Source organism: Azospira sp. MPR-LB4 (assembly GCF_058809525.1).
In genome coordinates this window covers 1,085,129-1,098,533 of record NZ_CM179521.1, presented here as the reverse complement: position 1 = coordinate 1,098,533, position 13,405 = coordinate 1,085,129, and the positions used below count along the sequence as shown (strand labels likewise).

At 68.0% G+C, this 13,405-nt stretch carries 13 protein-coding genes; 11 read left to right on the top strand and 2 right to left on the bottom strand.

What is annotated here, in order from left to right; translation table 11 throughout:
• The first annotated feature begins 71 nt into the window (after positions 1 to 71).
• The 11 genes from AC3QLZ_RS04970 to AC3QLZ_RS04920 all read left to right on the top strand — a co-directional run bounded on the left by AC3QLZ_RS04970 (position 72) and on the right by AC3QLZ_RS04920 (position 11,031).
• On the top strand, positions 72 to 734 hold the full coding sequence (locus AC3QLZ_RS04970) for a CbiQ family ECF transporter T component (protein ID WP_492783439.1): 663 nt from the start codon (positions 72 to 74) through the stop codon (positions 732 to 734).
• Positions 731 to 1,558, top strand: a complete 828-nt coding sequence (gene truA / locus AC3QLZ_RS04965) for a tRNA pseudouridine(38-40) synthase TruA (RefSeq protein ID WP_492783438.1) — start codon at positions 731 to 733, stop codon at positions 1,556 to 1,558. Before AC3QLZ_RS04970 ends, truA begins: the two co-directional genes overlap by 4 nt.
• Positions 1,555 to 2,202: a phosphoribosylanthranilate isomerase gene (locus AC3QLZ_RS04960; protein WP_014238205.1), complete on the top strand. Its 648-nt coding sequence runs from the start codon at positions 1,555 to 1,557 to the stop codon at positions 2,200 to 2,202. The genes truA and AC3QLZ_RS04960 overlap by 4 nt, the downstream gene beginning before the upstream one ends.
• 143 nt (positions 2,203 to 2,345) lie before the next feature.
• Complete coding sequence (gene trpB / locus AC3QLZ_RS04955; RefSeq protein ID WP_014238204.1) at positions 2,346 to 3,542, top strand: tryptophan synthase subunit beta; 1,197 nt, start codon at positions 2,346 to 2,348, stop codon at positions 3,540 to 3,542.
• Between the two features lie 11 nt (positions 3,543 to 3,553).
• Positions 3,554 to 4,357 carry a tryptophan synthase subunit alpha gene (gene trpA, locus AC3QLZ_RS04950; RefSeq protein WP_205229933.1) on the top strand — a complete coding sequence of 268 codons (804 nt, stop codon included), beginning with the start codon at positions 3,554 to 3,556 and terminating at the stop codon, positions 4,355 to 4,357.
• A gap of 170 nt (positions 4,358 to 4,527) precedes the next feature.
• On the top strand, positions 4,528 to 5,394 hold the full coding sequence (gene accD / locus AC3QLZ_RS04945; RefSeq protein ID WP_014238202.1) for an acetyl-CoA carboxylase, carboxyltransferase subunit beta: 867 nt from the start codon (positions 4,528 to 4,530) through the stop codon (positions 5,392 to 5,394).
• A 213-nt stretch (positions 5,395 to 5,607) separates the two neighbouring features.
• Complete coding sequence (gene folC, locus AC3QLZ_RS04940) at positions 5,608 to 6,924, top strand: bifunctional tetrahydrofolate synthase/dihydrofolate synthase (RefSeq protein ID WP_205229932.1); 1,317 nt, start codon at positions 5,608 to 5,610, stop codon at positions 6,922 to 6,924.
• A gap of 13 nt (positions 6,925 to 6,937) precedes the next feature.
• Positions 6,938 to 7,675 carry an SPOR domain-containing protein gene (locus AC3QLZ_RS04935; protein ID WP_492783437.1) on the top strand — a complete coding sequence of 246 codons (738 nt, stop codon included), beginning with the start codon at positions 6,938 to 6,940 and terminating at the stop codon, positions 7,673 to 7,675.
• Between the two features lie 12 nt (positions 7,676 to 7,687).
• Positions 7,688 to 8,182 carry a CvpA family protein gene (locus AC3QLZ_RS04930; RefSeq protein ID WP_014238199.1) on the top strand — a complete coding sequence of 165 codons (495 nt, stop codon included), beginning with the start codon at positions 7,688 to 7,690 and terminating at the stop codon, positions 8,180 to 8,182.
• Between the two features lie 45 nt (positions 8,183 to 8,227).
• A complete protein-coding gene (gene purF, locus AC3QLZ_RS04925; protein ID WP_014238198.1) occupies positions 8,228 to 9,766 on the top strand; it encodes an amidophosphoribosyltransferase in 1,539 nt (512 codons plus the stop codon).
• A gap of 77 nt (positions 9,767 to 9,843) precedes the next feature.
• A complete protein-coding gene (locus AC3QLZ_RS04920; protein WP_492783436.1) occupies positions 9,844 to 11,031 on the top strand; it encodes an O-succinylhomoserine sulfhydrylase in 1,188 nt (395 codons plus the stop codon).
• A gap of 340 nt (positions 11,032 to 11,371) precedes the next feature.
• Here the strand turns inward: AC3QLZ_RS04920 and AC3QLZ_RS04915 are convergent, their stop codons facing one another.
• Positions 11,372 to 11,815 (bottom strand): hypothetical protein, encoded by a 444-nt coding sequence (locus AC3QLZ_RS04915; RefSeq protein WP_492783435.1) that lies wholly within the window; start codon positions 11,813 to 11,815, stop codon positions 11,372 to 11,374.
• A 178-nt stretch (positions 11,816 to 11,993) separates the two neighbouring features.
• Positions 11,994 to 13,403, bottom strand: a complete 1,410-nt coding sequence (locus tag AC3QLZ_RS04910; protein WP_492783434.1) for an efflux transporter outer membrane subunit — start codon at positions 13,401 to 13,403, stop codon at positions 11,994 to 11,996.
• Positions 13,404 to 13,405 lie beyond the last annotated feature (2 nt).

The window sequence follows — 13,405 nt, the reverse complement described above, 5'->3', positions numbered from 1 at the left end:
TGCCGCAGCCCGGGTATCCCGGCTGCGGCATTTGTTTTACAGTGCGGGCTTCGCACCCCCTGGTCCTCTTCTTGAACCGTTCCGCCTCGCCCTTGCCCGCTGCCATGCCGGCGACACCCTCCGCCCGTCATCCGGCCGTACGCCTGCTGCTGTGCCTGCTCCTGGCCCTGGCGGCCCAGGCCCTGCCGGCGCTCCTGGCGGCCGCCCTGGTCCTGCCTTTGCTGCGGGCCGACGGCGTGGCCGGGCGTTGCCGCACCCTGCTGCGGCGCACGCGCTGGCTGCTGCTTTCCCTCTTTCTCGTCTTCGCCCTGGGCACCCCGGGCACGCCCCTCTACGACCACGCCTGGAGCCCTTCCCGGGAAGGGGTGTTCCTCGGTCTGGAACAGTGCCTGCGCCTGGCGACGGTGCTGCTGGCCGTCTCCTGGCTGTTGCACACCACCCGGCCGGCGGCCCTGGCCCAGGGCCTGCTGACCCTGTTGCAGCCCCTGCGCTATCTGGGGCTGGCGCCGGAGCGGGGCATTGCCCGCCTGCTGCTGGTGATGCGGCACGTGGATTCCGCCGAAGCCTGGCCCCGGGGCCAGGACTGGCGCCGTTTTCTGGAGATGCCGGCCCAGGAGCAGGAAAGCATCCTGGAGGTGGAACTGCATCCCCTGGCAGGCCCTGACCGCCTGCTTCTCGCCGGCATGGGCCTCGGCATCCTCGTCCTGCTTGCCTCTCCGCTGTGGTTGCCATGAGCGAATCCACTATTCTTTCCGCCACCACCCCGGGCCGCATCGCCCTGGGCCTGGAGTACGAGGGCAATGCCTTCCACGGCTGGCAGACCCAGCCCGGCGGTCGCACCGTGCAGGATGCCCTGGAGGCGGCTCTGGGCGCCATTGCCGGGGTGCCGGTGGCCACCACCTGCGCCGGCCGCACCGATACGGGCGTCCATGCCACGTCCCAGGTGGTGCATTTCGACGCGCCCGTGTCCCGGCCCGAATCGGCCTGGGTGCGGGGCGTCAATTCCCATCTGCCCGACGGCGTCGCCGTGCGCTGGGCCCAGGCCGTGCCCGCCGATTTCCATGCCCGCTTCTCCGCCCGGGGGCGGCGCTACCGCTACCTGCTGCTCAACCGCCCGGTGCGGCCGGGTTTGGCCGCCGGCCGGGTGGGCTGGTTCCATCTTCCCCTGGACGTGGCGAAAATGCAGGAGGCCGCCGACCTGCTCCTGGGAGAACACGATTTCTCCACCTTCCGCGCCGCCGAGTGCCAGGCCAAGACGCCGGTGAAGGAACTGCGACAGGCCCGGGTCAGCCGCCAGGGCGAGCTGGTAGTGTTCGACTTCGAGGCCACCGCCTTCCTGCACCACATGATCCGCAACCTGGTGGGCAGCCTGGTCTATGTGGGCAAGGGCAAGCACGAGCCGGCCTGGATCGGCGAACTGCTGGCGGCCCGGGACCGGCGCCTGGCGGCCCCCACCTTCAGTCCCTCCGGCCTCTACCTGGCCGGCGTCAGCTACGAACCCCACTGGGGCCTGCCGGAGACCACGGTGCTGCCCCAAATCTGGAGCCTGGAACCATGACGAGCGCCACCCATGCCCGCACCAAGACCCGCATCAAGATCTGCGGCCTGACCCGGGAGGCGGACGTGGATGCCGCCGTGGCCGCCGGCGCCGACGCCATCGGCTTCGTCTTCTACCCGCCCAGCCCGCGCTACGTCACGCCCGAACGGGCGGCGGAACTGGCCCGGCGGCTGCCGCCCTTCGTCGCGGCGGTGGGGCTGTTCGTGAACCCGGAACCGGCCCAGGTGGAGGCCGTGCTGGCCAAAGTGCCCCTGGAGGTCCTGCAATTCCACGGCGACGAGACGGAAAGCCAGTGCCGGCGCTACCTGCGGCCCTACCTCAAGGCGGCCCGCGTAAGGCCCGATCTGGATTTGGTACAATACGCGGCTGCTTACCCTTCGGCCCGGGCCATCCTGCTGGATGCCTTCGTCGATGGTTACGGCGGCGGCGGCAAGACCTTCGACTGGTCCCTCATCCCGGCCGGCCTGGCCCAGAGCATCGTGCTTTCCGGCGGCCTGGACGGGGACAATGTGGCGGAGGCGGTACGGCGGGTGCGCCCGGCGGCGGTGGATGTGTCCTCCGGCGTCGAAGCGGCCAAGGGCATCAAGGATGCCGCCAAGATCCGGGCCTTCATCGCCGCCGTTCGCAGTGCCGACAACGATTGATTTGACGAACTGATTTATGCGCAAGAAACCGGGCGGACATACTCGCACTCACTGGCGCCACCACCTGGCGGACCACACCTGAGAGACGGCGGCTGACTAAGCAGTCCCCGTCCTTCTCAACGTTCGTCTTCTGGAGTCCTACCATGTCCTACAACCTGCCCGACGCCTCCGGCCACTTCGGCCCCTACGGCGGCATCTTCGTCTCCGAAACCCTCATTGCCGCCCTCGAAGAACTGAAGGCGGCCTATGCTCACGCCTGCACCGATCCTGCCTTCCAGGCCGAGTTCGACTACGAGCTGAAGCACTACGTGGGCCGTCCCAGCCCCATCTACCATGCCAAGCGCTGGTCCGAGCTGCTGGGCGGCGCCCAGATCTACCTGAAGCGGGAAGACCTGAACCACACCGGCGCCCACAAGGTGAACAACTGTATCGGCCAGGCCCTGCTGGCCAAGCGCATGGGCAAGCCAAGGGTCATCGCCGAGACCGGCGCCGGCCAGCACGGTGTCGCCACCGCCACCGTGGCTGCCCGCTACGGCTTCGAGTGCGTGGTCTACATGGGCTCCGAGGACGTCAAGCGCCAGGCCGCCAACGTCTATCGCATGAAGCTCCTGGGCGCCACCGTGGTGCCCGTGGAGTCCGGCTCCAAGACCCTCAAGGACGCGCTCAACGAAGCCATGCGCGACTGGGTCACCAACATCGAGAACACCTTCTACATCATCGGCACCGTGGCCGGTCCCCATCCCTATCCCATGATGGTGCGGGACTTCCAGACCGTCATCGGCAAGGAGGCCCTGGTGCAGATGCCGGAGATGGCCGGGCGCCAGCCCGACGCGGTGATCGCCGCCGTCGGTGGCGGTTCCAACGCCATGGGCATCTTCCACCCCTACATTCCCCATGAGAGCGTCAAGCTGATCGGCGTCGAGGCCGCGGGGGAGGGCATGGATACCAACCGCCATTCCGCCAGCCTGCAGAAGGGCCGCCCCGGCGTGCTGCACGGCAACCGCACCTACCTGCTGCAGGACGAGAACGGCCAGATCACCGAGACCCACTCCATCTCCGCCGGCCTCGATTACCCCGGCGTCGGCCCCGAGCACGCCTGGCTGAAGGATTCGGGCCGGGCCGAATACGTGGGCATTTCCGACAGCGAAGCCCTGCAGGCCTTCCATGACCTGTGCCGCTTCGAGGGCATCATTCCCGCCCTGGAGTCTTCCCACGCTCTGGCCTATGCCGCCAAGCTGGCCCCCTCCCTGGCCAAGGACAAGATCCTGCTGGTCAATCTTTCCGGCCGCGGCGACAAGGACATGCACACCGTCGCCGAAAAGTCCGGCATCCAATTCTGAGAGCCCGCCCCATGTCCCGCATTCAACAGACTTTCGACGCGCTCAAGGCCCAGGGCAAGAAGGCCCTGATTCCCTTCATCACTGCCGGCGATCCCCATCCGGCCCTCACCGTCACCCTGCTGCACACCCTGGTGGAAGCCGGCGCCGACGTGATCGAGCTGGGCGTTCCCTTCTCCGATCCCATGGCCGACGGCCCCACCATCCAGCGCGCCTCCGAGCGGGCCCTGGCCAAGGGCGTCAGCCTGCGCCAGGTGCTGGCCATGGTCAGCGAATTCCGCGAGAAGGACGGCGAGACTCCCATCGTCCTCATGGGCTACGCCAACCCGATCGAGGCCATGGGCATGGAAACCTTCGTCGCCGCCGCCGCCGAGGCCGGTGTGGACGGCGTGCTGGTGGTGGACTATACCCCGGAGGAAAGCGCCGCCTTCTGCGCCGCCATGAACGCCCGGGACCTGGACACCATCTTCCTCCTCGCTCCCACCTCCACCGATGCCCGCATCAATCAGGTGGGCCAGCTGGCCCGGGGTTACGTCTATTACGTTTCCCTCAAGGGGGTGACGGGCAGCGGCGCCCTCAACTTCGACGAAGTGGCCGAACGCATTCCCAAGATCCGCGAAGCCACCGGCCTGCCCGTGGGCGTCGGCTTCGGCATCCGCGATGCGGAAACGGCCAAGCGCATCGCCGGCATGGCCGACGCCGTGGTGGTGGGCAGCCGCATCATCGAGGAAATGGAAAAGTACCCGGATGACGCCGTGGCCCGCGTCAAGGGCCTGGTGGCCGACATCCGCCGCGGTGTGGATGCCGCCAGCAAGTAATTTTTTAGCCACAGAGGGCACAGAGGACACAGAGAGTAAAACCGACAGGACAGTCATGCCGCGAGGGCTTTTGATCAGGCCCTGTCGCGTTGTCCAGGAATTGTTTTTAACTCTGTGATCTCTGTGCCCTCTGTGGCCAACCCGAATTTAAAAAAGTACCGGAGAACGCCATGAGCTGGTTGCAGAAACTGCTGCCCCCGAAGATCAAGCGTGAAGGCGCGCCGCGCAAGTCCAACCTGCCGGAAGGCCTGTGGCGCAAGTGCCCGTCCTGCGAGGCGGTGCTCTACGCCACCGACCTGGAAGGCAACCTGCACGTCTGCCCCAAGTGCGGCCACCACAACCGCCTCAATTCCCGGGAACGCCTGGACCTGCTGCTGGACCCGGAAGGCCGTTTCGAGATCGGCGCCGAAGTGCTGCCGGTGGACAGCCTCAAGTTCAAGGACAGCCGCCGTTATCCGGAGCGCCTCAACGACGCCACCGAAGACACCGGCGAGACCGATTCCCTGGTGGTGATGCAGGGCGCCATCAAGACCCTGCCCGTGGTCGTGGCCTGCTTCGAATTCAACTTCATGGGCGGCTCCATGGGCTCCGTGCTGGGTGAGCGCTTCATCCGCGGCGTCCAGGTGGCCCTGGAGCAGAACGTGCCCTTCATCTGCATCACCGCCTCCGGCGGCGCCCGCATGCAGGAAGGCCTGTTCTCCCTGATGCAGATGGCCAAGACCACCGCTTCCCTGACCAAGCTGTCGGAAGCCGGCCTGCCCTTCATTTCCGTGCTCACCGATCCCACCATGGGCGGTGTCTCCGCCTCCTTCGCCTTCCTCGGCGACGTGGTCATCGCCGAGCCCAATGCCCTGATCGGCTTTGCCGGTCCCCGGGTGATCGAGCAGACGGTGCGGGAAAAGCTGCCGGAAGGCTTCCAGCGCTCCGAGTTCCTGCTGGAAAAGGGCGCCATCGACCTGATCGTGGACCGCCGCGAAATGCGCGACAAGATCGCCCAGCTGCTGGCCCTGCTGCAGAAGCTGCCGGCGGCTGCCTGAAAATCTTTTTTGCCACAGAGGGCACAGAGAACACAGAGAGTTTCCGCTCCGTGCGTAAGGGCGGAGAAAACTGTGTGGGCCTGTGCCCCGGGAGGCAACAGGGACGCCATTCTTCAGCCTGCCATGGCCGAAGTCCGCGTCCCTCTTGCCTTCCCGGGTAGGTGCTTATGACTTTCCTCTGTGATCTTTGCGTCCTCTGTGGCTAGCCTTTCTATGTCATCCCCCACCACCCTGTCCGACTGGCTCACCCATCTCGAATCCCTCCATCCCAAGGGCCAGGCCGGCATCGAGCTGGGCCTGGAGCGGGTGGCCCGGGTCAAGGCGGCCCTGGGGCAGACGGAGTTCTGCCCGGTCGTCACCGTCGGCGGCACCAACGGCAAGGGTTCGGTCTGCGCCTATCTGGAGAACATCCTGGACCGGGCCGGCTGCAAGGTGGGCTCCTACAGTTCCCCCCATCTGCTGCGCTACAACGAGCGGGTGCGCCTCAACGGCCAGCCGGTGGCGGACGAGGCCCTGTGCGCCGCCTTTGCCAGGGTGGAAGCGGCCCGGGGCGATGAGGCCCTGACCTATTTCGAATTCGGCACCCTGGCCGCCTGGGAAGTCTTCGCCGCCGCCGGGGTCGAGGCCATCGTCCTGGAAGTGGGCCTGGGCGGCCGCCTCGACGCGGTGAATATCTACGAGCCGGACGTGGCCGTGGTCACCGGCATCGCCCTGGACCACACCGACTGGCTGGGCCCCACCCGGGAAGACATCGGCCGGGAAAAGGCGGGCATCTTCCGCCCCGGCAAGCCCGCCATCTGCGCCGACGCCAAGCCGCCCCAGTCCCTGCTGGACCACGCTGCCGCCATCGGTGCCGAGCTGAAACTCATCGGCCGCGACTTCGGTTTCGAGAAAAGCGCCGAGGACCGCCTGCAATGGCGCTACTGGCTGCGCCAGGGCGAGGCCCTGCAGCGCCGCGCCCTGGCCTTCCCCGGCCTGCGCGGCACGGCCCAGCTGGCCAACGCCAGCGCCGCCCTGACCGCCCTGGAATACCTCAAGGACCGTCTGCCCGTTTCCATGGGCGCCATCCGCGCCGGCCTCATCGAGACCGAGCTGCCCGGCCGCTTCCAGGTACTGCCCGGCCAGCCGGCGGTGGTCCTGGACGTGGCCCACAATCCCCAGTCGGCCCAGGTGCTGGCCGACAACCTGGGCAATATGGGCTTCTACAACCGCACCCACGCGGTGGTGGGCATGCTCGGCGACAAGGACATCGCCACCACCCTGGCCGCCCTCAAGGGCAAGGTGGATACCTGGCTGCTGGCCGACCTGGCGGTGCCCCGGGGCGCCTCTGCAGTGCAGCTGGCGGAGGCCGTGGCCGGCCTTGGCGGCGAGGTGCACTGCCACGATTCCCCCTACGCCGCATGGCAGGCAGCCCTGAAGCAGGCTGCCGAGAATGATAGAATCCTGGTTTTCGGATCCTTCCATACGGTGGCCGGTGTGCTGCCCCATGTGGGCCAGCGACATCGCCAACCGGGTCAAACCCCCAGCTAAAGGTGCTTCGGGCATGCAAGTGACGGACAGTGACGCACAACTGCAACTGAAAAAACGTGCCCGGCGCCGCCTGGTGGGGGCCGTGGCCTTCGTCACGTTCGCCGCCATCGTGCTGCCCATGGTCATGGACCAGGCGCCGCCGCCGCCCACCCCCGACGTGCAGATCCGCATCCCCGGCCAGGACCAGACCGCCTTCAATCCCCAGGCCCTGACGCCGCCGGCGCCGGCCAAGCCCGCCGCCCCGGCCAGAACCGAACCGACGCCGCCACCCGTGGTCGCCGCGGCTCCGGCCGCCGAGGCCCCTGCCAAGCCGGCAGAAAAGCCCCCCGTCGCCACGCCCGCCCCGGTAGAAAAGCCTGCCGCCAAGCCCGTGGACAGGACTGCGGAAAAGCAGGCGGCGGAGAAGGCTGCCGCCGACAAGGCCGCCGCTGCCGAGAAGGCCAAGGCCGAGGCCGAAGCCAAGCGCGCCGCCGCCCTGCTCGGTGCCGGCAAGCCCGAAGCCGCCAAGCCGGCGGCCGCGGCCGGCCAGCACGTCATCCTCATCGGCGCCTTTGCCAACCCCGGCAACGTCAAGGTGCTGCAGACCAAGCTCAACGAAATCGGCGTCAAGTCCTACACCGAGAACCTGGATTCCCCCCAGGGCGCCAAGACCCGCGTGCGGGCCGGCCCCTTCCCGAGCAAGGAAGCGGCGGAAAAGGCCCTGGATAAAATGAAGAAAATCGGTGTCAACGGCATCGTCTCCGCGAAATAAGCACGACCGGCAATGACCGCACTGGACTTTGCCATCATCGGCATCATCCTGGCCTCCCTGCTGCTGGGCGCCTGGCGCGGCGTGGTGGGCGAGATCATCGCCCTGGTGGCCTGGATCCTCGGCTTCCTCGCTGCCCGGGCCTTCGGTCCGGAAGCCGCCCAGGTGTTCCTCTCCGGCCTCATCGCCGATCCGGTGTGGCGCCTGGTGGCCGGCTACATCCTGGTCTTCGTCGGCGTCCTGCTGCTGCTGGCCCTGCTGCGGCTGGCGGTGCGGGGCCTGATCCGGGCCCTCGGCCTGGGCCTGGCGGACCGGCTCCTGGGCGTGGTCTTCGGCGTGGCCCGGGGCGCCCTGATCGTGTTGTTGCTGTTTGCCGCCGGGGGCATGACCTCCCTGCCCAAGGCGAGCTGGTGGGCCCAGGCCCAGTTGGCGCCGCCCTTCGAGACGGCGGTGCTGCTGGCCAGGCCCTGGCTGCCCGACGAGGTGGCGAAAAGGATCAAGTACCGGTAGCCTCCGGCTTCCGGCCCAAGTTTTGTAACAGACAGGTGGTGTTCTATGTGCGGTATTCTCGGGGTCGTCGCGACCACGCCGGTTAACCAGCTCCTTTACGATGGCCTCATGGTGCTCCAGCACCGGGGCCAGGACGCCGCGGGCATCGCCACGGCGGAAGGCAATACCTTCCACATGCACAAGGGGCCGGGGCTGGTGCGGGACGTGTTCCGTACCCGCAACATGCGGGCCCTCCCGGGCAACTGGGGTATCGGCCATTGCCGTTATCCCACGGCAGGTTCCGCCTGGAACTTCGCCGAGGCCCAACCCTTCTACGTCAATTCCCCCTTCGGCCTGACCCTGGCCCACAACGGCAACCTGACCAATGCTGAAGTGCTGAAGGAGGAAATGTTCGTGCAGGACCTGCGCCACGTGAACACCAACTCGGATTCCGAGGTGCTGCTCAACGTCCTGGCCCATGAACTGCAGGCCGCCGCCAAGGGCGCCCGCCTCGATCCGGACATCATCTTCCGCGCCGTCGCCGGCGTGCATCGCCGGGTCCGCGGCGCCTACGCCGTGGTGGCCATGATCGCCGGCTACGGCCTGCTGGCCTTCCGCGATCCCTTCGGCATCCGTCCCCTGGTGATGGGCCGCAATCCGGTGGAAGAGGGCTACGAATACCTGATCTCCTCCGAGTCCGTGACCCTGGATACCCTGGGCTTCGAGGTGATGCGCGACATCGCCCCGGGCGAGGCCGTCTTCATCGACCTGCAGCGCAACCTCTCCAGCCGCCAGTGTGCCGACAAGCCGGTGTACGCCCCCTGCATCTTCGAATACGTCTATCTGGCCCGCCCCGACTCCCTCATGGACGGCGTCTCCGTCTATGAAACCCGTCTGCGCATGGGCGAGTTCCTGGCCGAGAAGGTGAAGCAGGTGCTCAACCCGGCCGACATCGACGTGGTCATTCCCATTCCCGACTCCTCCCGGCCCTCCGCCATGCAGCTGGCCCAGGCCCTCAACATTCCCTACCGGGAAGGTTTCGTGAAGAACCGCTACATCGGCCGCACCTTCATCATGCCGGGCCAATCCACCCGCAAGAAGAGCGTGCGCCAGAAGCTCAACACCGTCTCCCACGAGTTCAAGGGCAAGCGGGTGCTGCTGGTGGACGACTCCATCGTGCGCGGCACCACCAGCCGGGAAATCGTCGAGATGGCCCGGGCCGCCGGCGCCCTCAAGGTGTACTTCGCCTCCGCCGCGCCGCCCGTGCGCTACCCCAATGTGTACGGCATCGACATGCCGACCCGGGGCGAACTCATCGCCACCGGCCGCACCGACGACGAGATCGCCAAGGAAATCGGCGCCGACGCCCTGGTGTACCAGGAGCTGGACGCCCTCAAGGCCGCCGTGCGCGCCCTCAATCCGGAGCTGACCTGTTTCGACACCTCCTGTTTCGACGGCACCTACGTCACCGGCGACATTACGCCGGCCTACCTGGACAAGGTGGAGAACGGCCGTGGCGGCAAGGGCAAGTCCAGCAACGAGGATGACAGCAATGCCACCCAGCAGCTGGACCTGAACCTGATGGGCAACAACGCCGAACACTGAGCGCCCACCGGAGCAGAGAAAAAACCACCAGGCCCGTTCCGGATTTCCCGAACGGGCTTGGTCATTAAGGAACCCCCATGAGCATCGACAGCAACAACGACTGGCAGCTGGAAACCCTGGCGGTGCGCGCCGGCCAGGAGCGCAGCCAGTTCAACGAGCATTCCGAGGCGCTGTACCTGACCTCCAGCTTCGTCTTCGAAAATGCGGCCCAGGCCGCCGCCCGCTTCTCCGGCGAGGAGGAGGGCAACGTCTATTCCCGCTTCTCCAACCCCACCCTGAGCCTGTTCCAGGACCGCCTGGCCGCCCTGGAGGGGGCCGAGAGCGCCATCTGCACCGCCAGCGGCATGTCCGCCATCATGTCCCTGGTCATGGCCCATCTGAAGGCCGGTGACCACGTGGTGGCCTCCGCCGGCCTCTTCGGCGCCACCATCCAGCTCTTCAACAACATCCTGGCCCGCTTCGGCATCAGCACCACCTACGCCAGCCAGACCCGGCCGGAAGAGTGGGCCGCCGCCATCCGTCCCGAAACCAAGCTGTTCTTCCTGGAGACGCCCTCCAACCCCCTGACGGAAGTGGCCGATATCGCAGCCCTGGCCGAGATCGCCCACGCCAAGGGCATCCTGGTGGCGGTGGACAACTGCTTCTGCACCCCCGCCCTGCAACGGCCCCTGGAACTGGGCGCCGACCTGGTGGTGCATTCGGCCACCAAGTACCTGGACGGCCAGGGCCGGGTCCTGGGGGGCGCCGTGGTGGGCTCGAAGAAACTCACCGAAGAGGTCTTCAAGTTCCTGCGCACCGCCGGGCCGACCCTCTCCGCCTTCAACGCCTGGGTCCTGGCCAAGGGCCTGGAAACCCTGAAGATCCGCATGGCCGCCCAGTCCGCCAATGCCCTGGAGCTGGCCACCTGGCTCGAAGCCCATCCCAAGGTGGCCCGGGTCTTCTACCCCGGCCTGGCCTCCCATCCCCAGCACGCCCTGGCCATGCGCCAGCAGAAGAGCGGCGGCGCCATCGTCTCCTTCGAGGTCAAGGGCAGCAAGCCGGAGGCCTGGAAGGTGGTGGACAACTGCCGCCTGCTCTCCATCACCGCCAACCTGGGCGACGTGAAGACCACCATCACCCACCCGGCCACCACCACCCACGGCCGCATCAGCGCCGAGGCCCGGGCCACCGCCGGCATCGGCGACGGCCTGCTGCGCATCGCCGTCGGCCTGGAAGCGGTGCAGGACCTGCAGGCCGATCTGGAGCGGGGCCTGGCCCAGCTCTGAGGCCGTCGGGACGGCCTTGCCGGCCGCTCGCCGCCGATGGAAAAAGCCCCCGCTTGCCGGGGGCTTTTTCTTTGGCAACCACGCATTTGATCTGCCATCCCGGAGAGAGCAAAGCGCCCTCCCCAAAGGGAATGGGTTCGCGCTGCTGGAGACCGCAAATAACATTGCCCCAGGAGGCAATAGGGACGGGCATGTTAGCCGTGCCATGCCGGAGAAGGCCGTCCTTGTTGCCTCTCAGGCATGGTGGCTTTTACCCCCGAAACAGGCGCGGACTACCGGCAAATGCCCAGGGCAAGTTAAGCATGTAAATCCCCTTTCTTTGGTAATGGCGGGGACCGACCTAGCGGTGATGATGGCCCCGGGGCGGCGGGCCGCCGTGCCAGTTCCCCGGCCCCGGGCCGTAGCCGGGTCCCGGATGGTGGTGGTGGCGGGGCTGCCAGTTGCCCTCGTTGAAATGCCAGTGTTGGTGACGCTGCTCCCAGCGGCCCGGCACGTAAATGTAGCCCGGGCGCTGGCGCAGCCAGCGGCCTTCCAGCCAGACGTAGTTGTAGCCGTCCCAGGCCCAGTAGCCCGGGGCCCACAGATAGCCGCCCCGGGGCGGCGGCATGACTTCGTAGCGTGGCGGCGGGGGCGGGGTGCCGATTTCGATGCCGATGGCCAGGCCGGCAGGCATGGCCCGTACCGACCATTGATCGGCCCGGGCCGGCGCCGTCACCAGCAGGGTGGCGGCCAGGGCCAGCAGCAGGCGGGCGAGGCGGGGCGGGATGAAACGGGGGGTCAGCATGGCAGTCTCCGCAGCGGGAGACAGGAGGTCTCCCTTGGCGGAAATAACGCCGGGCCCCGGCGCCCCGTTGAGTCCGGACACAATTTGTTGCCATTGGGCCGGCGGCAGGCGCCGGCGTCGCCTCACCCGTACGGCCTGTCCGCCGTGCCGGGCTGGAGATCGAGTACTGCTGCGCTCTTCAGCCCTGTTCCAGACGGCCACCGCCGAGGGCCTTGTAGAGGCCGATGGCGTTGCGGATGTCGTCCCGCCGCAGTTCCAGCAGGCCCAGTTGGGAGGCGTAGGCCTGGCGCTGGGCGTCGAGCAGTTCCAGGCGGCTGTCCAGGCCGGCCCGGTAGCGCAGGGTGGACAGCTCCCGGCGCCGCTCGGCGCTGGCCACGGCCCGCTCCTGGGCCTGTATCTGGCGGCCGAAGGTGGCGCTGCCGGCGAGGCCGTCGCGCACTTCGCGGAAGGCGGTCTGGATGGCCTTCTCGTACTCGACCACGGCGGCCGAGCGGCGCAGTTCGGCCAGCCGCAATTCGGCCCGCAGGCGCCCGCCCTGGAAGATGGGCTGGCTGATCTGGGGAGTGAAGGCCCAGGTCTGGTGGGCGCCGGCAAAGAGGCTGCCGAAGGAGGGGCTGATGGCGCCCACGGACAAGGTCAGCAGCAGGCGCGGGAAGAAGGCGGCGCGGGCGGCGCCGATGTCCGCGTTGGCGGCGATGAGGGCCTGTTCCGCCTGCTGGATGTCGGGCCGGTGGGCCAGCAGGTCCGACGGCAGTCCCGGCGGCAGCTGGGTCAGCACCGGTTGTTGGGCCAGGGGCGTGGGCGGCGGCAGGTCCGCCGGCGGCTCCGTGCCGAGCAGCAGGGCCAGGCCGTTGCGGGCCTGGGTCAGGGCCCGCTGGCGGCTTTCCAGATCGGCTTCGGCGGTGGCGACCTGGCCTTCGGCCTGGGCGATGTCCAGGCCGCTGCTCTGCTGGGCCAGCTTCAGCTTGCGCGCCAGGTCCAGGGACTGGCGCCAGTCCGCCAGGGTCAGTTCGGTCAGGCGCAGTTGCTCGTCGGCCAGGCGCTCGGCGAAATAGGCCTCGGCCACGGCGCCGATGAGACTGAGGCGGGCGGCCCGCAGGCCGTGTTCGCTGGCAAGGTAGCGAGCGAAGGCGGCTTCCGAGAGGGAGCTGATGCGGCCGAACAGGTCCACCTCGAAGGCGCTGATGCCCAGGCTGGCGGAACGGGTCTCCTGGATGGCGGTGCTGTTGCCGCCGTCGCTGGAGCTGCGCTGGCGCGAGCCTTCCAGCCCGGCATCGACGCCGGGCACCCGGTAGCTGCGCTGGATGTCGTACTGGGCCTGCACCTGGGAGACGTTGAGCACGGCCAGGCGCAGGTCCCGGTTGTGTTCCAGGGCCACTTCGATGAGGCGCTGCAGGCGCGGGTCGCCGAACATGCGGCGCCAGCCGATGGCGGCGGCGGAGGTGTTTGCCGGATTTTCCACCGCCTCGCCCGCCGGGGCGATGCCGTAGGTATCGGGCACGGGCAGGGCCGGCTTTGGCAGCGTCGGCGCCAGGGAACAGCCGCCGAGGGCCAGGAGGAGGGAAAGGCTGAGGGGAGATAAACGCATGG